25 protein-coding genes are annotated in these 22,648 nt (G+C 56.8%); 20 read left to right on the forward strand and 5 right to left on the reverse strand.

Annotation, left to right across the window (positions count from 1 at the left end):
- Positions 1-41: 41 nt before the first annotated feature.
- The 12 genes from phnE to phnP are packed head-to-tail and all read left to right on the forward strand — an operon-like array spanning position 42 to position 8,829.
- On the forward strand, positions 42-821 hold the full coding sequence (phnE, locus tag OGY19_RS17905; RefSeq protein WP_016155398.1) for a phosphonate ABC transporter, permease protein PhnE: 780 nt from the start codon (positions 42-44) through the stop codon (positions 819-821).
- 20 nt (positions 822-841) lie between these two features.
- The gene (phnF, locus tag OGY19_RS17910; protein WP_061067052.1) at positions 842-1,567 is read left to right on the forward strand and encodes a phosphonate metabolism transcriptional regulator PhnF; all 726 of its coding nucleotides are present in this window, start codon (positions 842-844) and stop codon (positions 1,565-1,567) included.
- The gene (phnG, locus tag OGY19_RS17915) at positions 1,568-2,020 is read left to right on the forward strand and encodes a phosphonate C-P lyase system protein PhnG (protein WP_115601127.1); all 453 of its coding nucleotides are present in this window, start codon (positions 1,568-1,570) and stop codon (positions 2,018-2,020) included.
- On the forward strand, positions 2,017-2,601 hold the full coding sequence (gene phnH / locus OGY19_RS17920) for a phosphonate C-P lyase system protein PhnH (protein ID WP_048213881.1): 585 nt from the start codon (positions 2,017-2,019) through the stop codon (positions 2,599-2,601). The genes phnG and phnH overlap by 4 nt, the downstream gene beginning before the upstream one ends.
- Positions 2,601-3,668 (forward strand): carbon-phosphorus lyase complex subunit, encoded by a 1,068-nt coding sequence (locus tag OGY19_RS17925; protein ID WP_115601128.1) that lies wholly within the window; start codon positions 2,601-2,603, stop codon positions 3,666-3,668. The genes phnH and OGY19_RS17925 overlap by 1 nt, the downstream gene beginning before the upstream one ends.
- A gap of 46 nt (positions 3,669-3,714) precedes the next feature.
- Entirely contained in the window at positions 3,715-4,506 is a 792-nt protein-coding gene (phnJ, locus tag OGY19_RS17930) for an alpha-D-ribose 1-methylphosphonate 5-phosphate C-P-lyase PhnJ (RefSeq protein ID WP_232034721.1), read from the forward strand.
- Complete coding sequence (gene phnK, locus OGY19_RS17935; RefSeq protein ID WP_003844769.1) at positions 4,503-5,261, forward strand: phosphonate C-P lyase system protein PhnK; 759 nt, start codon at positions 4,503-4,505, stop codon at positions 5,259-5,261. Before phnJ ends, phnK begins: the two co-directional genes overlap by 4 nt.
- Before the next feature lie 9 nt (positions 5,262-5,270).
- Positions 5,271-5,951, forward strand: coding sequence for a phosphonate C-P lyase system protein PhnL (gene phnL, locus OGY19_RS17940; protein ID WP_115601129.1), 681 nt, complete (start codon positions 5,271-5,273; stop codon positions 5,949-5,951).
- Entirely contained in the window at positions 5,948-7,084 is a 1,137-nt protein-coding gene (phnM, locus tag OGY19_RS17945; RefSeq protein ID WP_115601130.1) for an alpha-D-ribose 1-methylphosphonate 5-triphosphate diphosphatase, read from the forward strand. Before phnL ends, phnM begins: the two co-directional genes overlap by 4 nt.
- Before the next feature lie 2 nt (positions 7,085-7,086).
- Complete coding sequence (gene phnN / locus OGY19_RS17950) at positions 7,087-7,641, forward strand: ribose 1,5-bisphosphokinase (RefSeq protein ID WP_003841102.1); 555 nt, start codon at positions 7,087-7,089, stop codon at positions 7,639-7,641.
- On the forward strand, positions 7,628-8,062 hold the full coding sequence (phnO, locus tag OGY19_RS17955) for an aminoalkylphosphonate N-acetyltransferase (RefSeq protein ID WP_048213888.1): 435 nt from the start codon (positions 7,628-7,630) through the stop codon (positions 8,060-8,062). Before phnN ends, phnO begins: the two co-directional genes overlap by 14 nt.
- Before the next feature lie 8 nt (positions 8,063-8,070).
- Positions 8,071-8,829, forward strand: coding sequence for a phosphonate metabolism protein PhnP (gene phnP / locus OGY19_RS17960; protein ID WP_115601131.1), 759 nt, complete (start codon positions 8,071-8,073; stop codon positions 8,827-8,829).
- A gap of 52 nt (positions 8,830-8,881) precedes the next feature.
- Here phnP and OGY19_RS17965 read toward each other — a convergent pair whose 3' ends face one another.
- The 4 genes from OGY19_RS17965 to OGY19_RS17980 form a co-directional block, all read right to left on the reverse strand.
- Positions 8,882-9,223 (reverse strand): HigA family addiction module antitoxin, encoded by a 342-nt coding sequence (locus OGY19_RS17965; RefSeq protein WP_048213890.1) that lies wholly within the window; start codon positions 9,221-9,223, stop codon positions 8,882-8,884.
- A gap of 26 nt (positions 9,224-9,249) precedes the next feature.
- On the reverse strand, positions 9,250-9,552 hold the full coding sequence (locus OGY19_RS17970; RefSeq protein ID WP_046671374.1) for a type II toxin-antitoxin system RelE/ParE family toxin: 303 nt from the start codon (positions 9,550-9,552) through the stop codon (positions 9,250-9,252).
- A 155-nt stretch (positions 9,553-9,707) separates the two neighbouring features.
- Entirely contained in the window at positions 9,708-10,037 is a 330-nt protein-coding gene (gene yjdP, locus OGY19_RS17975; protein ID WP_048213892.1) for a DDRRRQL repeat protein YjdP, read from the reverse strand.
- A 69-nt stretch (positions 10,038-10,106) separates the two neighbouring features.
- Positions 10,107-12,371, reverse strand: coding sequence for a hybrid sensor histidine kinase/response regulator (locus OGY19_RS17980; RefSeq protein WP_286596921.1), 2,265 nt, complete (start codon positions 12,369-12,371; stop codon positions 10,107-10,109).
- A 114-nt stretch (positions 12,372-12,485) separates the two neighbouring features.
- Between OGY19_RS17980 and OGY19_RS17985 the strand changes: the two genes are divergently transcribed.
- The 6 genes from OGY19_RS17985 to OGY19_RS18010 all read left to right on the forward strand — a co-directional run bounded on the left by OGY19_RS17985 (position 12,486) and on the right by OGY19_RS18010 (position 18,651).
- The gene (locus tag OGY19_RS17985) at positions 12,486-14,009 is read left to right on the forward strand and encodes a sugar ABC transporter ATP-binding protein (protein ID WP_115601133.1); all 1,524 of its coding nucleotides are present in this window, start codon (positions 12,486-12,488) and stop codon (positions 14,007-14,009) included.
- Positions 14,002-14,997 (forward strand): ABC transporter permease subunit, encoded by a 996-nt coding sequence (locus OGY19_RS17990; RefSeq protein WP_005132548.1) that lies wholly within the window; start codon positions 14,002-14,004, stop codon positions 14,995-14,997. The genes OGY19_RS17985 and OGY19_RS17990 overlap by 8 nt, the downstream gene beginning before the upstream one ends.
- A gap of 29 nt (positions 14,998-15,026) precedes the next feature.
- On the forward strand, positions 15,027-15,968 hold the full coding sequence (locus OGY19_RS17995) for an ABC transporter substrate-binding protein (protein ID WP_003826688.1): 942 nt from the start codon (positions 15,027-15,029) through the stop codon (positions 15,966-15,968).
- A gap of 120 nt (positions 15,969-16,088) precedes the next feature.
- Entirely contained in the window at positions 16,089-16,772 is a 684-nt protein-coding gene (locus OGY19_RS18000) for a D-lyxose/D-mannose isomerase (RefSeq protein WP_101742848.1), read from the forward strand.
- 14 nt (positions 16,773-16,786) lie between these two features.
- The gene (locus OGY19_RS18005) at positions 16,787-17,647 is read left to right on the forward strand and encodes a ketose 1,6-bisphosphate aldolase (protein WP_115601134.1); all 861 of its coding nucleotides are present in this window, start codon (positions 16,787-16,789) and stop codon (positions 17,645-17,647) included.
- The gene (locus OGY19_RS18010) at positions 17,644-18,651 is read left to right on the forward strand and encodes a carbohydrate kinase family protein (protein ID WP_115601135.1); all 1,008 of its coding nucleotides are present in this window, start codon (positions 17,644-17,646) and stop codon (positions 18,649-18,651) included. The genes OGY19_RS18005 and OGY19_RS18010 overlap by 4 nt, the downstream gene beginning before the upstream one ends.
- Before the next feature lie 5 nt (positions 18,652-18,656).
- On the opposite strand, the gene OGY19_RS18015 is transcribed toward OGY19_RS18010, so the two are convergent.
- Positions 18,657-19,388 carry a response regulator gene (locus OGY19_RS18015; protein ID WP_061067034.1) on the reverse strand — a complete coding sequence of 244 codons (732 nt, stop codon included), beginning with the start codon at positions 19,386-19,388 and terminating at the stop codon, positions 18,657-18,659.
- Between the two features lie 288 nt (positions 19,389-19,676).
- On the opposite strand from OGY19_RS18015, the gene fdhF reads away from it, so the two are divergent.
- Positions 19,677-21,824: a formate dehydrogenase subunit alpha gene (gene fdhF, locus OGY19_RS18020; RefSeq protein ID WP_082759560.1), complete on the forward strand. Its 2,148-nt coding sequence runs from the start codon at positions 19,677-19,679 to the stop codon at positions 21,822-21,824.
- Between the two features lie 103 nt (positions 21,825-21,927).
- A complete protein-coding gene (gene yjcO, locus OGY19_RS18025) occupies positions 21,928-22,617 on the forward strand; it encodes a Sel1 family TPR-like repeat protein YjcO (protein WP_124021066.1) in 690 nt (229 codons plus the stop codon).
- Positions 22,618-22,648: the final 31 nt, after the last annotated feature.

The following is a 22,648-nucleotide window of genomic DNA, read 5'->3' on the forward strand; positions in this document are numbered from 1 at the left end:
CTGCGCCGCCATCCGGCAATAACCGATGCACGGAGCCAAACATGCAAACCATCACCGTTGCCCCGCCCAAGCGTAGCTGGTTCTCGCTGCTGAGCTGGGCCATTCTTCTCGCCGTGCTGGTGGTCTCGTGGAAAGGCGCCGAAATGGCCCCGCTCACGCTGATCCAGGATTCCGGCAATATGGCAACCTTCGCTGCCGACTTCTTTCCACCTGACTTCAGTCAGTGGCAGGACTATCTCGGTGAAATGGCCGTCACGCTGCAAATCGCCGTCTGGGGTACTGCCCTCGCCGTGGTGTTGTCGATTCCCTTCGGTCTGATGTGCGCCGATAACCTCGTGCCGTGGTGGATTTACCAGCCGATGCGCCGCCTGATGGATGCCTGTCGCGCCATCAACGAAATGGTCTTCGCCATGCTGTTCGTGGTCGCCGTTGGTTTGGGTCCGTTCGCCGGGGTAATGGCGCTGTTTATCCATACCACCGGGGTGCTCTCCAAGCTGCTTTCCGAAGCGGTAGAAGCCATTGAGCCCGGTCCGGTAGAAGGCATTCGCGCCACCGGAGCCAACAAAATTGAAGAGATTCTGTACGGCGTTCTGCCACAGGTCATGCCGCTGCTTATCTCCTATTCGCTGTATCGCTTTGAGTCCAACGTTCGTTCGGCCACGGTAGTCGGGATGGTGGGAGCCGGTGGTATTGGCGTGACCTTATGGGAGGCGATTCGCGGCTTTCAGTTCCAGCAAACCTGCGCCCTGATGGTGTTAATCATCGTCACCGTCAGCCTGCTGGATTTCCTTTCCCAGCGTTTGCGTAAGCACTTTATCTGATTAGCGAGGCATTGATTGCTATGCACTTGTCTACACATCCGACCAGTTATCCAACGCGTTATCAGGAAATTGCCGCGAGACTTGAGCAGGAGCTTCGTCAACATTATCGCTGCGGTGACTATCTGCCCGCCGAGCATCAGCTTGCCGCGCGCTTCGAGGTAAACCGCCACACCCTGCGCCGCGCCATTGACCAGTTGGTTGAACGCGGTTGGGTTCAGCGTCGTCAGGGCGTGGGGGTTCTGGTGCTGATGCGCCCGTTCGACTACCCGCTGAATGCCCAGGCGCGCTTTAGTCAGAACCTGCTGGACCAGGGCAGCCACCCCACCAGTGAAAAACTGCTGGCGGTGCTGCGTCCGGCCTCCGGCCACATTGCCGATGCGCTCAGCATTAACGAGGGCGATAACGTGATTCACCTGCGCACCCTGCGCCGGGTAAACGGCATCGCACTGTGTCAGATCGACCACTATTTTTCCGACCTCACGCTGTGGCCGCTGCTGCAAGGCTTTAACAGCGGCTCACTGCACGATTACCTGCGCGAACAATCCGGTCTGACGCTGCTGCGCACGCAAACGCGCATCAGCGCCCGCCGTGCGCAGGCCAAAGAGAGCAAGGTGCTGGAAATCCCCAATATGGCGCCGCTGCTGTGCGTGCGCACTCTGAACCACCGTGAAGGCGAAGAACAGGCGGCGGAATATTCCGTCAGCCTGACCCGCGCCGACATGATCGAATTCACCATGGAGCACTGAATGCATTTCGATACCGCCACTCGCCAGCGTTGGATGCGCGCGCTGGCTTACAGCAATGCCGATGCCCTGAATGCGCGTATCAAGGCGCTCAAACTAACGCCGGACTATGAGCTTATCCGCGCCCCGGAAAGCGGACTGATGCAGATCCAGGCCCGTATGGGCGGCACCGGTAATCGCTTCTTTGCTGGCGACACCACGCTCACCCGCGCGGTTATTCGCCTGAAAAGCGGGACGCTGGGCTACAGCTACCTGCTGGGTCGCAATAAACAACACGCCGAGCAGTGTGCGGTCATTGACGCATTGCTGCAGGAACAAACGCATTTCCAGAACCTCATGGAAACCTTAATTGTCCCGCTGGAAGCGGAACGCGAGGCGCTGATTAGCGCCCGCCGTGCCGAAGTCAACGCCAGCCGGGTCGACTTCTTCACGCTGGTACGCGGAGATAACGCATGACCTTACAGACCGCATTTAATTTACCGGTTCAGGATGCTCAGCAGAGCTTTCGTCGCCTGCTGAAAGCCATGAGCGAACCGGGCGTAATCGTCGCCCTGCATCAACTGAAACACGGCTGGCAGCCGCTGGGTCTGGCGACCACCAGCGTGCTGCTGACCCTGGTCGATGGCGACACGCCGGTCTGGCTGGCGCCGTCGATGGATAACGATATCGCCCGGCAGAACCTGCGTTTTCACACCAACGCGCCGCTGGTGGATCAGCCGCAACTGGCGGCCTTTGCCGTCACCGACGAACGCATTAGCAGCGAACAGCTAAATGCCCTCTCAGCCGGTTCCGCTGTCGCACCTGAAACCAGCGCCACGCTGATTGTGCAAGTTTCTGGCTTAAGCGGTGGACGCATGCTGCGTCTGACCGGCGCGGGCATCGCCGAAGAACGCATGATCGCGCCACAGCTGCCGGAATGCCTGATCCACGAGCTCACCGAACGCCCGCACCCGTTCCCGCTGGGAGTCGATCTGATCCTCACCTGCGGCGAACGGCTGCTGGCTATTCCGCGAACCACCCATGTGGAGGTGTGCTGATGTACGTCGCCGTCAAAGGGGGCGAAAAGGCGATAGCCAACGCCCACGCCCTGCAGGAAAACCGACGCCGGGGCGATGAGACCATTGCTGAACTGAGCGTGGCGCAAATCGAACAGCAGATGAACCTGGCCGTCGACCGGGTGATGACCGAAGGCGGCATCGCCGATCGCGAACTGGCTGCGCTGGCGCTCAAACAGGCCAGCGGCGATAACGTCGAGGCCATCTTTTTGCTCCGCGCTTACCGCACTACGCTGGCAAAGGTCGCTGTCAGCGAACCGGTTAACAGCGCAGAAATGCGCCTTGAGCGCAGAATCTCCGCGGTCTACAAGGATATTCCCGGCGGGCAGTTGTTGGGTCCAACCTACGACTACACCCATCGTCTGCTGGATTTTACCCTGCTGGCGAACGGTGAAGCGCCGCCCCTGCGCACCGCTGAGAGCGAACAAGATGCCTCCCCGCACGTCTTCTCCCTGCTGGCGAATCAGGGCCTGGCAAAGCGTGAAGAGGATAACGGCGCTCAGCCCGATGACATCACCCGCACGCCGCCGGTTTACCCCTGCTCACGCGCTTCACGTCTGCAACAGCTGATGCGTGGTGACGAGGGATATTTGCTGGCGCTGGCCTACTCCACCCAGCGCGGCTACGGGCGCAACCACCCGTTTGCCGCCGAAATCCGCAGCGGCTATGTGCCACTGGAAACCGTCCCGGAAGAGCTGGGATTTGCGGTGAACGTCGGCGAACTGCTGATGACTGAATGTGAAATGGTCAACGGTTTTGTCGCGCCGGAAAACGAATCCCCTCATTTTACCCGCGGCTACGGGCTGGTGTTCGGTATGAGCGAACGTAAAGCGATGGCGATGGCGCTGGTGGACCGCGCCCTACAGGCAGCCGAATACGATGAAACGGTCACAGGACCGGCGCAGGACGAAGAGTTCGTGCTGGCGCATGCGGATAACGTCGAGGCGGCGGGTTTTGTTTCGCACCTCAAACTTCCCCATTACGTCGATTTCCAGGCCGAACTGGAACTGCTCAAACGCCTGCAACAGGAGGCCACTCGTGACCACTAACCTCTCCGGCTACAACTTTGCGTACCTTGATGAGCAGACCAAACGCATGATCCGCCGCGCAATTCTGAAAGCGGTAGCGATCCCCGGTTACCAGGTACCGTTTGGCGGACGAGAAATGCCGATGCCCTACGGATGGGGAACCGGCGGCATTCAACTTACCGCCAGCGTGATTGGCGAGCCGGACGTGCTGAAGGTGATTGACCAGGGCGCGGACGACACCACTAACGCCGTATCGATTCGTAATTTCTTCAAGCGCGTAACCGGCGTTAACACCACCGAACGTACGGAAGACGCCACGCTGATCCAGACCCGCCACCGCATCCCGGAAACGCCGCTAACAGAAGATCAGATAATCATCTTCCAGGTACCGATCCCCGAGCCGCTGCGCTTTATCGAACCGCGCGAAACGGAAACCCGCACCATGCACGCGCTGGAAGAGTACGGCATCATGCAGGTGAAACTGTATGAAGATATCGCCCGCTTCGGTCATATCGCCACCACTTACGCCTACCCGGTAAAGGTCAACGACCGCTACGTCATGGACCCGTCGCCAATCCCGAAATTCGACAACCCGAAGATGGACATGATGCCGGCCCTGCAACTGTTTGGCGCAGGCCGCGAAAAGCGCATCTATGCCGTGCCACCTTACACCCGCGTGGAAAGCCTCGATTTCGACGATCACCCGTTTACCGTGCAGAGCTGGGATGAGCCTTGTGCCATCTGCGGCTCAACCCACAGCTATCTTGATGAAGTGGTGCTCGATGACACCGGCAAACGCATGTTTGTCTGCTCCGACACCGACTACTGCCGCCAACAGAGCGAGGCCCTCAGCCAATGACGCAACCGCTGCTTTCAGTCAATAACCTGACCCATCTCTACGCGCCGGGCAAAGGCTTCAGCGATGTCTCTTTTGACCTGTGGCCTGGCGAAGTGCTGGGTATCGTCGGCGAGTCCGGTTCTGGCAAAACCACGCTGCTGAAATCGATCTCTTCACGGCTGACGCCGCAGAGCGGTGAGATCTTATATCAGAACCGTTCGCTGTACGGCATGAACGAGGCCGACCGTCGCCGTCTGCTGCGCACCGAATGGGGCGTAGTGCATCAGCATCCGCTGGATGGCCTGCGCCGTCAGGTCTCCGCCGGCGGCAATATCGGCGAACGCCTGATGGCCACCGGCGCGCGTCACTACGGCGACATCCGCGCCACCGCGCAGCGCTGGCTGGAGGAGGTGGAGATCCCTGCCTCGCGTATCGACGACCTGCCAACCACCTTTTCCGGCGGTATGCAGCAGCGCCTGCAGATCGCCCGCAACCTCGTCACCCATCCCAAACTGGTGTTTATGGACGAACCCACCGGCGGGCTGGACGTTTCGGTACAGGCCAAACTGCTGGACCTGCTGCGCGGCCTGGTGGTGGAACTGGATCTGGCGGTGGTGATTGTCACCCACGATCTGGGTGTGGCGCGTCTGCTGGCAGACCGTTTGCTGGTGATGAAACAGGGTCAGGTGGTGGAAAGTGGGTTAACCGACCGCGTGCTCGACGACCCGCACCATCCGTACACCCAGTTGCTGGTGTCGTCCGTTTTGCAGAACTAAGAGGCTCAAATGATCCGCGTTGAAAACGTCAGTAAAACTTTTGTGCTGCATCAGCAAAACGGCGTGCGTCTGCCGGTGCTGCAAAACGCCACGCTGGAAGTGAAAAATGGCGAATGCGTGGTGCTGCACGGTCACTCGGGTAGCGGCAAGTCCACGCTGCTGCGATCGCTGTACGCCAACTATCTGCCGGATGAAGGACACATCCACATTCGTCACAGCGATGAATGGGTGGATCTGGTGCAGGCTCCGGCGCGCAAAGTGCTGGAAGTTCGCCGTTCAACCATCGGCTGGGTAAGCCAGTTTCTGCGCGTGATCCCAAGGGTTTCCGCGCTGGATGTGGTGATGCAACCGCTGCTGGATCTGGGCGTCCCCCGTGAGGCGTGCGCCGCCAAAGCGGCCAATCTTCTTACCCGCCTGAACGTACCAGAACGACTGTGGCACCTGGCACCGTCGACCTTTTCCGGTGGCGAACAACAGCGCGTCAACATCGCCCGCGGGTTTATCGTCGATTACCCAATTTTGCTGCTCGATGAACCCACCGCCTCGCTGGACGCCAAAAACAGCGCCGCCGTCGTCGCATTGATTGAAGAAGCGAAAGCGCGCGGCGCGGCAATTGTCGGCATTTTTCACGATCAAACCGTGCGCGAACGCGTAGCGGATCGTCTGCATCTGATGGGAACAACAGCATGATTATCAATAATGTAAAGCTGGTACTGGAAGATGACGTGGTGCAAGGATCGCTGGAAATCGAGGGCGGGATTATCCGCGCCTTTACTGAGAGTCAGAGCCGTTTACCAGAGGCGCTGGACGGCGAAGGCGGCTGGCTGCTGCCAGGGCTTATCGAGCTGCATACCGACAATCTCGACAAGTTTTTCACCCCGCGCCCGAAGGTAGACTGGCCTGCCCACTCGGCGATGAGTAGCCACGACGCGCTGATGGTCGCCAGCGGCATTACCACCGTGCTGGACGCGGTGGCGATTGGCGATGTGCGCGACGGCGGCGACCGCCTGGAAAACCTGGAGAAAATGATAAATGCGGTAGAAGAGACGCAAAAGCGTGGGGTCAATCGCGCCGAGCACCGTCTGCATCTGCGCTGCGAGCTGCCGCATCACACCACCCTGCCGCTGTTTGAAAAACTGGTCGGTCGTGAGCCGGTGACGCTGGTGTCGCTGATGGACCATTCCCCCGGCCAGCGTCAGTTTGCCAATCGAGAGAAGTACCGCGAGTATTATCAGGGCAAGTATTCGCTCACCGACGAGCAGATGGCCCGTTATGAAGAAGAACAGTTAGCGCTGGCTGCACGCTGGTCACAGCCCAACCGCTCGGCCATTGCCCAGATGTGCCGTGAACGGCAGATTGCACTGGCGAGCCACGATGACGCCACCCACGATCATGTCCTTGAATCACATCAACTTGGCAGCGTGATCGCCGAATTTCCCACAACTTTCGAAGCCGCCGAAGCCTCACGCCAGCATGGCATGAACGTGCTGATGGGCGCGCCGAATATCGTGCGAGGCGGTTCTCACTCCGGCAACGTGGCGGCACATAGGCTGGCTGAGCTGGGGCTGCTGGATATTCTCTCCTCCGACTACTACCCCGCCAGCCTGCTCGATGCGGCATTTCGCGTAGCGGAGGACGACGCTAACCGCTTTACGCTGCCGCAGGCTATTCGTCTGGTGACCCGCAATCCAGCGCGGGCATTAAATCTTGACGATCGCGGCGTTATTGCCGAAGGGAAACGCGCGGATCTGGTGCTGGCACACCGCAAAGGCGGCAACATCCATATCGACCACGTCTGGCGTCAGGGCAAAAGGGTATTCTGACTATGGGTAAACTGATCTGGCTGATGGGACCATCCGGCTCCGGTAAGGACAGTCTGCTGGCAGAACTTCGCCAGCAGGAACCGGCGCAACTACTGGTGGCACATCGTTACATCACCCGCGCCGCCAACGCCGGGAATGAAAATCATATTGCGCTAAGTGAACCAGAGTTTTTTACCCGCGCCGGGCAGAACCTGCTGGCGCTGAGCTGGCATGCCAACGGCTTCTACTACGGCGTCGGCGTGGAGATAGACCTCTGGCTGCACGCTGGTTTTGATGTGGTGGTCAACGGCTCGCGTGCGCATCTGCCCCAGGCACAGGCCCGTTATGGCGCTTCTTTGCTTCCCATTTGCTTACAGGTTTCTCCGGCAATTCTCCGCCAGCGCCTGCAGGCGCGTGGGCGGGAGAGCGAAACGGAAATCGCCGCCCGTCTTGAACGCGCAGCCCGCTACGCCCCGTATGACTGCCACGTCCTGAATAACGATGGTAGTTTGCTACAGTCTGTCGATACACTGCTCGCACTGATGGGACGCAAGGAGAAGAAACATGTCTGTCTGTGAATTACGCCGCGCCACGCTCTACGATACCGATGCGGTTTACGCGCTCATCTGCGAGTTGAAGCAGGGTCAATTCGACCTGCAGGCTTTTAGCGCTGGCTACGCCGCAAATCTGCAGGATCCGAATATGCACTACCAGCTGGCGCTGCTCGAGGGACAGGTCATCGGATTGATCGGCCTGCATTTGCAGTTTCATCTGCACCACGCTAACTGGATTGGTGAGATTCAGGAACTGGTAGTGATGCCACAGGCACGAGGGCTAAGCGTTGGCAGCCAGCTGCTGGCCTGGGCCGAAGCCACTGCGCGCGAAGCGGGGGCGGAAATGACCGAGCTTTCCACCAGCACGCAGCGTCTTGACGCGCACCGTTTTTACCAGCGCGAAGGCTATACCATGAGCCATTTTCGCTTCACCAAACCGTTGTAGGGGGAGCCATGAGTCTGACCATTACGCTGACGGGAACGGGCGGCGCACAGCTGGTGCCGGCATTTGGCTGTGACTGCGCGGCCTGCCAACGGGCGCGCTTACAGGCGCAATATCGTCGACGCCCTTGTAGCGGGGTGGTCAAATTCAACGACGCGGTGACGCTGCTGGACGCGGGGATCCCCCATCTGATGGACGACTGGCCGGCAGGCAGTTTCCAGCAGTTCCTGCTCACTCATTACCATATGGATCATGTACAGGGACTGTTTCCGCTGCGCTGGGGGGTGGGAAAAACGATCCCGGTGTACGGCCCACCGGATGAACAGGGCTGCGACGATCTGTTTAAGCATCCCGGCATTCTTGATTTTAGCCAGACCGTCGCGCCGTTTGTGGTGTTCGATTTACAGGGATTGCAGGTGACCCCTTTACCGCTCAACCACTCTAAGCTGACGTTTGGCTATCTGCTGGAGACCGCGCACAGCCGCGTGGCGTGGCTCTCTGATACCGCCGGACTGCCCGACAAGACGCTGAAGTTTCTGCACAATAACCAACCGCAGGTGATTATCATCGACTGCAGCCATGCCCCGCGTAGCGAGCCACCGCGCAATCACAGTGATTTAAATACCGTTATCGCGTTGAACGACGTTATCCGCTGTCCACGGGTGATCCTGACGCATATCAGCCATCAGTTCGACCTGTGGATGATGGATAACCCGCTGCCCGCAGGGTTTGAGGCAGGATATGACGGAATGGAGATTATGCTGGAGTAAGGAAATTTGCCGGATGCGATGAAAACATCTTATCCGGCCGACAAGACGATAGTCAGGCGACTTTTTTAGACTCGCTATTTCGCTGAGCGATAAAATCTTTAACCGAAACAATGCGGTTCAGTTCTTCTTGCGCCCGCATGTCATTTTCAACTTCCCACAGGTCAACCGCCGCCTGTAAGTTACGCCAGAAATCAACGGAGGTATCGAACGCTTTGGCCAAACGAAACGCCATATCCGTTGTTAATTTGCGATTATTGTTGACCAGTGCGCTCACCGTATTGCGATGAACATGCAGTATTTCAGCCAGATCGTTAATTTTCAGTTCGAGCGGCTCCAGGTATTCATATTGCAGGATATCACCCACAGTCGTTGGTTTTCTGGTTGCCTGTTTCATATCGTTACCTTAGATTTTCTCTAGTTCTAGTAGATGTGTGGATCTAAGTACACATCTTCGGCCTTACCGTTAACCCATTTAAATATTAATCGGTACTGCTTGTTTACTCTGATTGAAGAATATTCCTGTAATTTTCCGGTTAACTCTTCATATCTGTTACCGGGTGGCGAGCGCAAATCCCGATGCGAAACAGCCGCATTAATGATATCCAGCTTTCTGGCTAATGCAGTATGAATATCCGCTGGTATTTTTCTGTGCGATGTCGCCCGCTCAAAAAAATCTTCAAGCCATGTATCCCGAAAGCTCCTGATATTTAATGATTTAGACATTCCATTGCCGGCTCCTTTTCCATAAGCATAGAGAGATTATAATGCATACACGCACTGTGCTCAAGTGCATGCATTGACATAAAATGGCGAGATGTTGAGCTGACAGCTAAATCCCTTACAGGGGATAAAATATTCTTACATTTAGATAGTTACAGTTAACGATCGTAATCTTCTTCCATTCTGCGTTCTTCGTCTTCTAGCTGACGCCGTTCTTGATCAAGTTGGCGCTGACGGTCATCCAGTTGGCGACGTCGATCTTCAAACTGGCGTCGCCTGTCATCATACTGCCTGCGCCGATCGTCACTCATCTGGCGTTCCCAGCCATTGTCGCGGGCGTCGTCGTAATCCCGCCCGTTATCGGGTTTGTATGCGTCGTTAATCGCCTGCTGAATATTGCCGATGGCTTCATCGATAATATCCGCCTGCGCCGAAACGGTGGTCACCATTAGCAGACTGAAAAGAAAGAATGTCAGGGAGCGTTGCATCAAACCCGCCTCATCAAGAAACACACCCCACGGTAATCAAAGCGTATTTGCGCGGGTAGCGGAGGAATCTCAATTACGTGCGAGTCGCAGCGCCTGCGCCAGTTCTCCTCGGGTAAACGGTTTACGCAATAGCGCCACATCCGGCAGCGCCGGGTTATGCGCCGGACGTAAATCCTGACCGCTAATCAGCAGAATGGTGAGCTGGGGGTAGTGCTTCAGCGCATGGTTGACGACATCCACCCCACTTAACCCTCCAGGCAGCATTAAGTCGCTGATAAAAATATCAATCTCGGAGGAAGCCGCCAGCATATGCAGCGCCTGTTCGCCGTTGGCGGCCTCCAGCGTCAGATAGCCCAGCAGATGCAACTGCTCACACAACGTCTGGCGCACGTCGGCCTCATCTTCGAGCACCAGTACCAGCTTTTCACCGCTGTTCGCCGCATGTTCCGCTATCGGTTCTGCCTGAATCTGTACCGGCACAACGGCACGGGGAAGCTGTAACCGGACCGTGGTTCCCTGCCCGGGGGCGCTTTCAATCTCCACCCGACCACCGGATTGACGCACAAAGCCGTACACCATCGATAATCCCAGACCGCTGCCGCTGCCGGTCTGTTTGGTGGTGAAAAATGGCTCGAAGACCTGCGCTTTCACTTCCTGCGACATCCCACTTCCCTGGTCGGCTACCTCCAGCATCACCATGTCCTGCTTACGCCCATCGCTGCGCGTAACCCGCTGATTCCAGGTACGGATTTTAATCGTGCCCGTCTGCCCGTCCATGGCGTCACGGGCGTTCATCACCAGATTGATAATGGCGTTTTCCAGTTGGCTGACGTCAATCCACGCGGGCCAGGCCGGAGACTGGGCTTCAATTTCCAGCGTCAGCGTGGCGGGTAGCGAATGACGCATCAACTCTCCCAGATTCTCCAGCAGAGTTTTCAGCTCTACCGCGTGCGGATGCAAAGACTGTTTGCGCGAAAAAGCCAGCAGCCGCTGGGTCAACAGCGCACCACGTCCAGCCGCTTTAAGCGCCCGATTGACCCGTGGCGCGTCGGGAGAATCCGGATCCACCAGATCCAGACTGCCGATAATCACCGCCAGCAGGTTATTAAAATCATGCGCTAATCCGCCCGTCAGCTGTCCTACCGCCTTCAGTTTCTGACTGTGCAGCAGCGCTTCCTCCAGCCCCTGACGCTCGGTGCGGTCGATTTCCATCTGCGTGGTTTTTTCTTTCAGCAGCCGGGTGGTGTGTTCGAGCGACGCCGTATTGCGGGCAAAGACGCTAAAGGCACGCGCCAGCTCGCCCAGCTCATCGCGCCGTTGCAGGGCCGGAACGCTGACGTCTGATTCCCCATGCGCCAGCCGGGTCATCGCCCGCGAAATGGCTGTCAGGTTGGAACCAAGATTGCGGTAGATATACCACCCGGCAAAACCGGTGATCACCACCGCCAGCAGCGCAAACGCCAAAATAAACAACGCGCCGGATTGCAGTTCCCGATGACTTTGCGCCACCCGCTGTTCGGAGATAATCGCCACCTGCGAGACATACTGGTTGATATCACTGTTGAGGATCGCCACCAACGCTTTGATGTGGAACATATACCAGCTGATCGCCAGATCGCTTTGTTCCAGTGCCGACGAAAGCGGCTCCAGCTTATGCAACTCCTGGTTGAAATCGTTGAGGATGTTGCTAATCAGGAGGTTGCTGGTTTGCAGAGGCAGCGCGGGCACCACCTCGTCCAGTTGTTTGATCACCGAACGCGGCGTGGGGGTTTCAATGGCAGCTACAATTAAGCGGTCTATTTGTCCCAGCAGCACATCGTCCTGCGCGCCGGTCAGCTTTTGCAGATGACGTAAATAGCTTTGATTCTGATACAGCGAACTGAGCAACGCGTTACGTTCCAGGTGCCGCCGCTGACCGCGCTGCAACATCCCTTCTACGCTGCTTTGTAGCTCCTGGCTGCGCTGGATAATTCGCTCGACCAGCACCGGCTCCTGCTGCGCCAGCGGTGCGGTAGCCAGTTGTTCCAGCGACTGCTTCAGCGCCCGCTGCGTCTCCTGCAGCCGCTCCGCTTCCCCTTTGTATTCCAGCGCCCCGACTACCTGCGACAACCGCACCGCCGCCGTCGCTACGTTCGCCGTATCACGCGCCAGATTCATGCTGCCGGTCATGTCGTCAACGGTTTGCTGCTGCACCTGCTCCTGGATCTGGCTGGCATGCTGAAATCCCAGCACCGCCACACCGCTCACCATCAGCGTGACCGCCACCACCAGCAGATTAAAGAACAGTAATCGTCCACGCGCACTGGCGAAAAAGTGACGTCCCGGTTGCGGCATATCACGCTCCGTGAAGAAAAATCGCAATATGACAAATATGAACGGCTTCTGACATTTTGCATTTACATTCCTGTGATGGACTGCTGATATCGGCCACCCCACAGGAGATCCGCCATGAGCAGGACACCGGTTCTGGAGATGCGCAACATTGCCAAAGCGTTTGGCAAATTTTACGCGCTGAAAGGGGTCGATTTAACGGTCTGGCCGGGCGAGATTCATGCCCTGATGGGCGAGAACGGTGCGGGGAAAAGCACCCTGATGAAGATCCTCGCGGGCGCCTATACCGCCACCAGCGGGGAGATCCTGATTGACGGTCAGCCGTTTCACATTCGTGGGCCAAAGGATGCGCTGAGCGCAGGCATCACGCTGATTTACCAGGAGATGCAGCTCGCGCCAAACCTGACGGTGGCGGAAAATATCTTTCTTGGCAGCGAGCTGTCGCGCGGCGGTCTGGTCCAGCGTAAAGAGATGATCATGCAGTCACAGAAGGTTATCGACCGACTCGGCGCCCAGTTTAAGGCCAGCGACCGGGTAATGACGCTGACCATCGCCGAACAGCAGCAGGTAGAAATCGCCCGCGCCCTGCACCGTAACAGCCGCATTCTGGTGATGGATGAACCCACCGCCGCCCTCTCCTCACGTGAAACCCACCGCCTGTTTGAACTGATCATGCGCCTGCGCGATGAGGGGATGGCGATTATCTACATCAGCCACCGCATGGCGGAAGTGTACGAACTCTCCGATCGCGTCAGCGTCCTGCGCGACGGGCAATACGTCGGCAGCCTGACTCGCGACAAACTCAACGCCCCGGAGCTGGTGCGCATGATGGTGGGCCGTCCGTTAAGCGATCTGTTCAACAAAGAGCGCGATATTCCTTTGGGTAAAGCGCGCCTTAACGTCCACCACCTGACCGACGGCAATAAAGTCCAGCCGTGCAGCTTACTGGTGCGCTCCGGTGAGATTGTCGGCCTTGCGGGCTTAGTCGGTGCCGGGCGTTCTGAACTGGCGCAGCTGATTTTTGGCGTGCGTAAAGCCATCGGCGGCATGATTGAAGTGGACGGTGAACCGGTGGTGATCCACTCCCCGCGCGAGGCTATTGACCACGGTATTGGCTTTCTGACCGAGAACCGCAAAGAACAGGGACTCTTTCTGGAGCTGGCAGCGGCAGAGAACATCACCATGGCGACGCTGGAACGTGACGCCAACTGGGGCATGCTCGATCGCAAAAAGGCGCAGGCGATTTCCGATGACGCCATCAAATTGCTCAACATCCGCGTGCCGCATGCACAGGTCCGCGCAGGCGGCTTGTCCGGCGGCAATCAACAAAAGCTGTTGATTTCACGCTGGGTGGCGATCGGCCCACGCATCTTGATCCTCGATGAACCGACGCGCGGCGTGGACGTCGGCGCCAAAAGCGAGATCTACCGGATCATGAACGAGATGGCGCGCAAAGGCGTGGCGATCCTGATGATCTCCAGCGAACTGCCGGAAGTGGTCGGGATGAGCGATCGCGTGTACGTCATGCGCGAAGGCAGCATTGCCGGCGAGCTGGACGGACAAAGTATTACCCAGGAAAATATTATGACGCTGGCAACCGGCGTGAACGACTCCCATCATCAGGCGGTGCCCCATGAATAATCCAACCACTCCCCAGCAGGTGGCGAAATCCGCCTCCGCAAAAAAAATGCTGATGAGCGATCTGATGCAAACGGTCGGTATCTTACCGATTCTCATCCTGATAGTGGCGGTGTTTGGCTTTATCGCGCCAAACTTTTTTACTGAGAGCAACCTGCTGAATATTACCCGCCAGGCGTCGATCAACATCGTGCTGGCCGCTGGCATGACCTTCATTATTTTAACCGGCGGTATCGATCTTTCGGTTGGCTCCATTCTCGGCACCACTGCCGTTGCGGCCATGGTCGTTTCTCTTATTCCTGAGTTTGCCATGCTATCTATTCCGGCGGCGCTAATGCTCGGCATGGTACTGGGGTTGTTTAACGGGGCGCTGGTCGCTTTTGCCGGGCTGCCGCCGTTTATCGTCACGCTTGGAACCTATACCGCGCTGCGCGGCGCGGCCTATCTGTTGGCCGATGGCACGACGGTGATTAATTCCAACATCAGCTTTGAGTGGATCGGCAACAACTATCTCGGTCCGGTTCCGTGGCTGGTAGTGATTGCGCTGGCGGTGGTGGTGGTGTGCTGGTTCATTCTTAGGCGCACCACACTCGGCGTTCATATCTATGCGGTTGGCGGCAATATGCAGGCCGCGCGCCTAACCGGGATCAAAGTGTGGCTGGTGCTGCTGTTCGTCTACGGCATGAGTGGTTTGCTCTCGGGTCTTGGCGGGGTGATGAGCGCCTCGCGGTTATACAGCGCCAACGGCAACTTAGGCATGGGTTACGAACTGGACGCCATCGCAGCGGTGATCCTCGGCGGCACCAGCTTTGTTGGCGGGATCGGCACCATTACTGGCACGCTGGTGGGGGCGCTGATTATCGCCACGCTCAATAATGGCATGACGCTGATGGGCGTCTCCTATTTCTGGCAATTGGTGATCAAAGGGGCGGTGATCATCATAGCGGTGCTGATCGACAAATACCGTACCCGACACCATCAAAGTGCATAACAACAACATCTTACTTCGAGGAATACAGCATGAGATTGAAGCCCTTAGTGACCGCGCTCTGTGCTGGCGCCCTGCTTGCTGCAGCTCCGTTTGTGCAGGCAAAAGAACTGAAATCGATCGGCGTTACGGTGGGCGATCTGGCCAACCCGTTCTTCGTGCAAATTACCAAAGGCGCGGAGCTGGAAGCACGCAAACTGGCAGGTGATAGCGTTAAAGTGACGCTGGTTTCCAGCGGCTACGATCTGGGGCAACAGGTGTCGCAAATCGACAACTTTATTGCCGCCAAAGTCGACATGATCATCCTTAACGCCGCCGACTCCAAAGGCATCGGCCCGGCGGTAAAACGCGCGAAAGACGCCGGGATCGTGGTGGTTGCCGTTGACGTAGCGGCGGAAGGCGCAGACGCGACCATTACTTCCGATAACACTCAGGCAGGTGAAATGGCCTGTAAATACATTACCGACCGTCTGAAAGGCAAAGGCAACGTCGTCATCATCAACGGGCCGCCGGTTTCCGCCGTCCAGAACCGCGTGGAAGGCTGCCAGACTGAATTTAAACGCCACCCGGACATCAAGGTACTGTCGCATAACCAAAACGCCAAAGGCAGTCGCGAAGGCGGGCTGGAGATCATGACCGCGTTGCTGGCGGCGAATCCGAAGATCGATGGCGTGTTTGCGATTAACGATCCCACGGCGATCGGCGCCGATCTGGCGGCAAAACAGGCGCAGCGTAGCGAATTCTTTATTGTCGGCGTAGATGGCAGCCCAGATGGTGAAGAAGCACTGAAGCGCGAAAACTCACTATTTGTGGCGACTCCGGCACAAGATCCGCAGGTGATGGCTGCCAAAGCGGTCGAAATCGGTTATGACATATTGCAGGGGAAACCCGCCCCGAAAGAACCCGTGCTGATCCCAGTGACGATGATCGATAAAAACAACGTCGGCAGTTATAAGGGTTGGACGGTTAAATAGCCCGCCACAACAACGCCGGTTGGCGGCAAAGATGCCTTATCCGGTCTACAAGATCGCTATGAATTTGTAGGCCGGATAAGCGCGGCGCCATCCGGCATTATATTAAGGAGGATTCAGCCGATGAAACGCTCCGCAATAAACGAGATCCTTGGCCACACGCGCCAGTTTTTCTCTCTGCACGACGTGCATCTCCCCCCTTTTGCCAGTTTCCCGCCGACCCAATGGCGCAAGCTTGATGCCGCTGCCTGGAGCGAAGTGTTCGACCTCAAGCTCGGTTGGGATGTCACCGCGTTCGGCGGCAACAATTTTTCCGCGCAAGGATTAACGCTGTTCACCCTGCGTAATGGTTCGCCGAAAGGCATGCCTTACGAGAAATGCTACGCCGAGAAAATCATGCATGTTCGCGATGCGCAGGTCACGCCGATGCATTTTCACTGGCGCAAACGCGAAGACATTATCAATCGCGGCGGCGGCAATCTGATTGTCGAACTGTGGAACGCCGGTATCAGAGAACAAACGGAGGACAGCGACGTCAATGTGGTCATTGATGGCTGCCGACAAACCCATGCCGCGGGCAGCCAACTACGCCTGACGCCGGGTGAGAGCATCTGCCTGCCGCCGGGCCTGTATCACAGCTTCTGGGCGGAAAAAGGTTTTGGCGACGTGCTGGTTGGCGAGGTCTCTTCTGTTAATGACGACGACCACGACAACCATTTTCTGCAACCGATTTCCCGCTACAACGACATTGAAGAAGACGAACCGGCGCTGCTGGTGCTGTGTAACGAATATCGCCTGTTCCGCTAACCAAGGAGCGCATTATGCCGTTGATATCTCTCGCCGATGGGCTTGCCCATGCCCGCGAGCACCGCTATGCCTTAGGGGCATTTAACGTTCTGGACTCACACTTCCTGCGTGCGCTGTTTGCCGCGGCAAAGCAGGAACGTTCGCCGTTTATCATCAATATCGCCGAAGTGCATTTTAAATATATCTCGCTGGATTCTCTGGTCGAAGCGGTCAAGTTCGAAGCCGCCAGACATGACATTCCGGTAGTGCTGAATCTTGACCACGGCCTGCACTTTGAGTCGGTGGTGCGAGCGTTACGCTTAGGTTTCAGCTCAGTGATGTTCGATGGATCCACGCTGGAATATGAAGAAAATATCCGTCAAACCCGCGAAGTGGTGAAGATGTGCCACGCTGTCGGCGTGTCTGTGGAAGCTGAACTGGGCGCAGTGGGCGGTGATGAGGGCGGCGCGCTGTACGGTCATGCCGACGAGTCGCTATTCACCGACCCGATGATGGCGCGTGATTTCGTCGACAGAACCGGTATTGACGCGCTGGCGGTCGCCATTGGCAATGCCCACGGCAAATATAAAGGCGAACCGGTGCTCGACTTCCCGCGTCTGGACGCCATTCGCCAGCAAGCGGCGATCCCGCTGGTACTGCACGGCGGTTCCGGCATCAACGACGACGATTTCCGTCGGGCAATCGAGCTTGGCATTCACAAAATAAACTTTTATACGGGCATGTCGCAGGCGGCGCTGTCGGCAGTGGAGACGCGGATGGCGAATCGTCAGCCCTTGTACGACGAATTCGCCGAACTGCTGCTCGGCATTGAAGAGGCCATTACTGATACCGTTTCAGAACAGATGCGTATTTTTGGCAGCGCGGGGCAAATCTGATGGAACGTAAAGGCATTATCGCCGCAGGCAACATGCTGGTCGATCATGTACATCAGATTGTGCAGTGGCCGGAGCGCGGCTGGTTGGCAGAAATCACCCGTAGCGAACGCGCCACGGGCGGTGCGCCGCTGAACGTGCTGCTTACACTGGCAAAAATGCACACCGGATTGCCGCTGCAGGCGGTGGGCTTAATTGGCAAGGACAGCGATGGCGATTACATCATGGCGATGCTGGAACAGTATCACGTTAATCGCCAGCATGTTCAGCGCACAACATCAGCCCCTACGTCAATGTCGCAGGTGATGACCGACCCGAGCGGTCAGCGCACATTTTTTCATTCGCCCGGCGCAAATCGCCTGCTGGATCTGCCCGCTTTTGAGCAACTGGATACCTCGATGAAAATCTTCCATCTTGGCTATCTGCTGCTGCTCGACAGCCTGGACATGCCGGATGAAGAGTACGGCACGCGTAGCGCTCGGCTGCTGGCGCAAATGCGCGACAACGGCTTTGAAACATCGCTGGATCTGGTCTCACGCAAGGGCGACCCGCGCTACCAGCCGCTGGTGATGCCCGCCCTGCGCCATCTCGATTATCTGGTGATTAACGAACTGGAAGCCGGAGAGTTCAGCGGGCTGGAGATCCGCCAGCCCAACGGCGAGCTGCATATCCCGCATATCGCCACCGCCGCGCGCGAACTGCTGAATGCGGGTGTGCGCCAGCGGGTGGTGATCCACTGTCCGGAAGGTGCCTGGGGGGAAGCGCCGGATCGGGCGGGCATTTGGGTTCCGTCACAATACCTGGCGCAGGAGGAGATCGTCGGCAGCGTCGGGGCGGGAGATGCGTTTTGCGCCGGTTTTTTGTATGGCTGTCATGAACGCTGGTCGCTGGAAGAGAGCATCCGACTGGCACACGCCTGCGCGCGAGCCAGTTTGTTGTGCGCCAATGCGATAGACGGCGCGAAAACGCTGGAAGAGTTAAAAGCCACAATGACTGATGCCGGATAAGGCGTTTACGCCGCCTTGTCGTGATGCTGCACGTCGGCGGCGAATACATAGCCCAGCCCGCGCAGGGTTTTGATCAACATCGGTTGATGCGGGTTAATCTCTATTTTTCGCCGCAATCGCATGATTAACACGTCAATAGTGCGGTCAAACACCTCAACGCTATCGCTGCGCGTCAGTTCCAGCAATTGTTCCCGACTGAGCACCCGGCGGGCGTTCTGTGCCAACGCTAGCAGCAAACTGTATTCACCCTGTGTCAGGTCCACCTTCAATTGCTGAGGATTACGTAACTGACAACCTGCAGTGTCCAGATGCCAGCCATTAAAGGATAACCCCGTAGTTTGTGGGCCGCTGCTTTCGGGTGTTAACACACCGACGCGTCTGAGCACCGCCTTCACCCGCGCCACCAGCACCCGCGCATTGAACGGTTTACCGATGTAATCGTCAGCGCCCATTTCCAGCCCGACCACCACATCCGACTCGCTGCCAAGCCCGGTCAGCATCACCACCGGCAGTCCGGGCCTCATCTTTTGCACCTGCTGCAACACCATCAGACCGTTGATATCGGGCAACATCATGTCCAATAACACCAGCGCGATCTCCGGCTGAGTATCAATGCAACGCAGCGCCTCCTGCCCGGTGTGACAAGCGGTCACTGCAAAGACGTGTTCGCTCAGCACATCCTGTAAAAGCGAGCAGACCGCCACGTCATCATCCACAACCAGTATGGCTGGCTTCATTGTTTTTCCCCATTTCTGGCCAACTTAAATGAGTGTGATTGATTCTGCCCAGAGTGACAGCGATAAGGCACAAGGATGTGTGGGAAACATAACCTCGGTCACACTGCCGGGGCGTCACGTATTGGAGATTCGTCACGTCAAATATGACGACAGCCTGTTTTTCGTCAGGGTTTTGCGCAAAATTCGCCCGTAATATCGATGAATGCCCCTGATAAAAACATGGCATAAAAGATGCATAACCACAGCGACAAGCGCGTATGCGCGATTTGATTAACTGGAGCGAGACCGATGAAAAAAGTCGTCACGGTTTGCCCATATTGCGCATCAGGTTGCAAAATCAACCTGGTGGTCGATAACGGCAAAATCGTCCGGGCTGAAGCGGCGCAGGGGAAAACCAACCAGGGTACCCTGTGTCTGAAGGGCTACTATGGCTGGGATTTTATCAACGATACCCAGATCCTGACCCCTCGTCTGAAAACCCCAATGATCCGTCGCCAGCGTGGCGGCAAACTGGAATCTGTTTCCTGGGATGAAGCGCTTGATTACGTCGCCACTCGTCTGAGCGCCATCAAAGCGAAGTATGGCCCGGACGCTATTCAGACGACCGGTTCATCTCGCGGTACGGGTAACGAAACCAACTATGTAATGCAAAAATTCGCGCGCGCCGTTATTGGTACCAATAACGTTGACTGCTGCGCTCGCGTCTGACACGGCCCATCGGTTGCAGGTCTGCACCAATCGGTCGGTAACGGCGCAATGAGTAATGCTATCAATGAAATTGATAACACAGATTTAGTGTTCATCTTCGGGTACAACCCGGCGGATTCCCACCCTATCGTGGCGAATCACGTGATTAACGCTAAACGTAACGGGGCGAAAATTATCGTCTGCGATCCGCGCAAAATTGAAACTGCGCGTATTGCTGACATGCACATCGCGTTGAGAAACGGCTCGAATATCGCGCTGCTTAACGCTATGGGTCATGTCATCATCGAAGAAAAACTGTACGACCAGGCGTTCGTCGCCTCGCGTACGGAAGGATTCGAAGAGTACAGCAAGATTGTCGAAGGCTACACGCCGGAGTCCGTCGAAGATATCACGGGCGTGAGCGCGCACGATATCCGTCAGGCTGCACGTATGTATGCCACGGCGAAAAGTGCGGCCATCCTGTGGGGCATGGGTGTTACCCAGTTCTATCAGGGCGTGGAAACCGTGCGTTCACTGACCAGCCTCGCAATGCTGACTGGTAACCTCGGTAAGCCAAGCGTCGGTGTTAACCCGGTTCGTGGCCAGAACAACGTTCAGGGCGCATGCGATATGGGCGCGCTGCCGGATACCTATCCGGGCTATCAGTACGTGAAAGATCCGGCGAACCGCGAGAAATTCGCCAAAGCCTGGGGCGTGGAAAGCCTGCCTGCACATACCGGCTATCGCATCAGCGAGCTGCCGCACCGTGCGGCCCATGGCGAAGTTCGTGCGGCCTACATTATGGGTGAAGATCCATTACAGACCGACGCTGAGCTTTCCGCGGTACGTAAAGGCTTTGAGGATCTGGAACTGGTCATCGTACAGGATATCTTCATGACCAAAACCGCCGCTGCCGCAGACGTTATTTTACCGTCTACGTCATGGGGTGAGCATGAAGGCGTATTCTCCGCGGCTGACCGTGGCTTCCAGCGCTTCTTTAAAGCCGTTGAGCCGAAGTGGGATCTGAAAACGGACTGGCAGATTATCAGTGAAATCGCCACCCGTATGGGCTATCCGATGCACTACAACAACACCCAGGAAATCTGGGACGAGTTGCGTCATCTGTGCCCGGATTTCTACGGTGCCACTTACGAGAAGATGGGCGAACTGGGTTATATCCAGTGGCCTTGCCGCGACACCTCCGATGCCGACCAGGGGACGTCTTACCTCTTCAAAGAGAAGTTCGACACCCCGAACGGCCTGGCGCAGTTCTTCACTTGTGACTGGGTAGCGCCAATCGACAAACTCACCCCAGAGTACCCAATGGTACTATCAACGGTGCGTGAAGTCGGCCACTACTCTTGCCGTTCGATGACCGGTAACTGTGCGGCGTTGGCCGCGCTGGCGGATGAACCGGGCTATGCCCAGATCAACACCGCCGACGCAGAACGCCTGGGCATCCAGGATGAAGAGCTGGTGTGGGTGAACTCGCGTAAAGGTCGGGTCATTACCCGTGCGGCAGTCAGCGATCGTCCAAACAAAGGCGCGATTTACATGACCTACCAATGGTGGATTGGGGCCTGTAATGAGCTGGTAACCGAGAACTTGAGCCCGATTACCAAAACGCCGGAATACAAGTACTGTGCCGTTAACGTTGAACGCATTGCCGATCAGCGCGCCGCCGAACAGTATGTGATTGATGAGTACACCAAGCTGAAAGCCAGCCTGCGCGAAAGCGCGATGGGTTAGTCCGTTTTCGTACCTGTTCTGCAACAGCCTCCGCCCGGAGGCTGTTTTTTTATCCATACGATCTCTTTATACTGTTCATTCCGTACCCTAAATAAAACTCAAAATGAAACAACTCATTGCATTGATGTTCTTTATGACATTCTTTGCCCATGCCAGTGATACTGAGCCAGGAAGCCAGTACTTACAGGCCGCTGAGGCAGGAGATCGACGCGCACAATACTTTCTCGCCGATACCTGGTTTAGTTCAGGCGATTTGAGCAAAGCCGAATACTGGGCGCAAAAAGCAGCCGACAATGGCGATGCGGATGCCTGGGCCTTACTGGCGCAAATTAAGATAACCAACCCGGTCAGTCTGGATTATCCACAAGCCAAAACGCTGGCCGAAAAAGCGACCGAGGCAGGCAGTAAGGCGGGGGAAATTACGCTGGCGAGAATTCTGGTGAACACGCAGGCTGGACGCACAGATTACCCCAAAGCCATTACATTGCTGCAAAACGCCTCTGAAGATCTGGAAAATGACTCCACTGTCGATGCACAAATGCTGCTCGGACTGATCTACGCCAATGGCGTGGGTATTCCTGCTGACGATGAAAAGGCCACATGGTATTTCAAGCGCAGCTCGGCCATCTCCCGCACCGGTTATTCCGAGTACTGGGCCGGAATGATGTTCTTAAACGGCGAGCAGGGGTTTATCGTGAAGAATAAACAGAAGGCGCTGCACTGGCTGAATCTGAGCTGTATGGAAGGATTTGATACCGGCTGTGAAGAGTTTGAAAAGCTGACCAATGGTTGATGCTGGTTGCCGGATGGCGCTACGCTTATCC

It is taken from the genome of Citrobacter sp. Cy070 (genome assembly GCF_030332245.1).
GTDB lineage: Bacteria > Pseudomonadota > Gammaproteobacteria > Enterobacterales > Enterobacteriaceae > Citrobacter > Citrobacter youngae.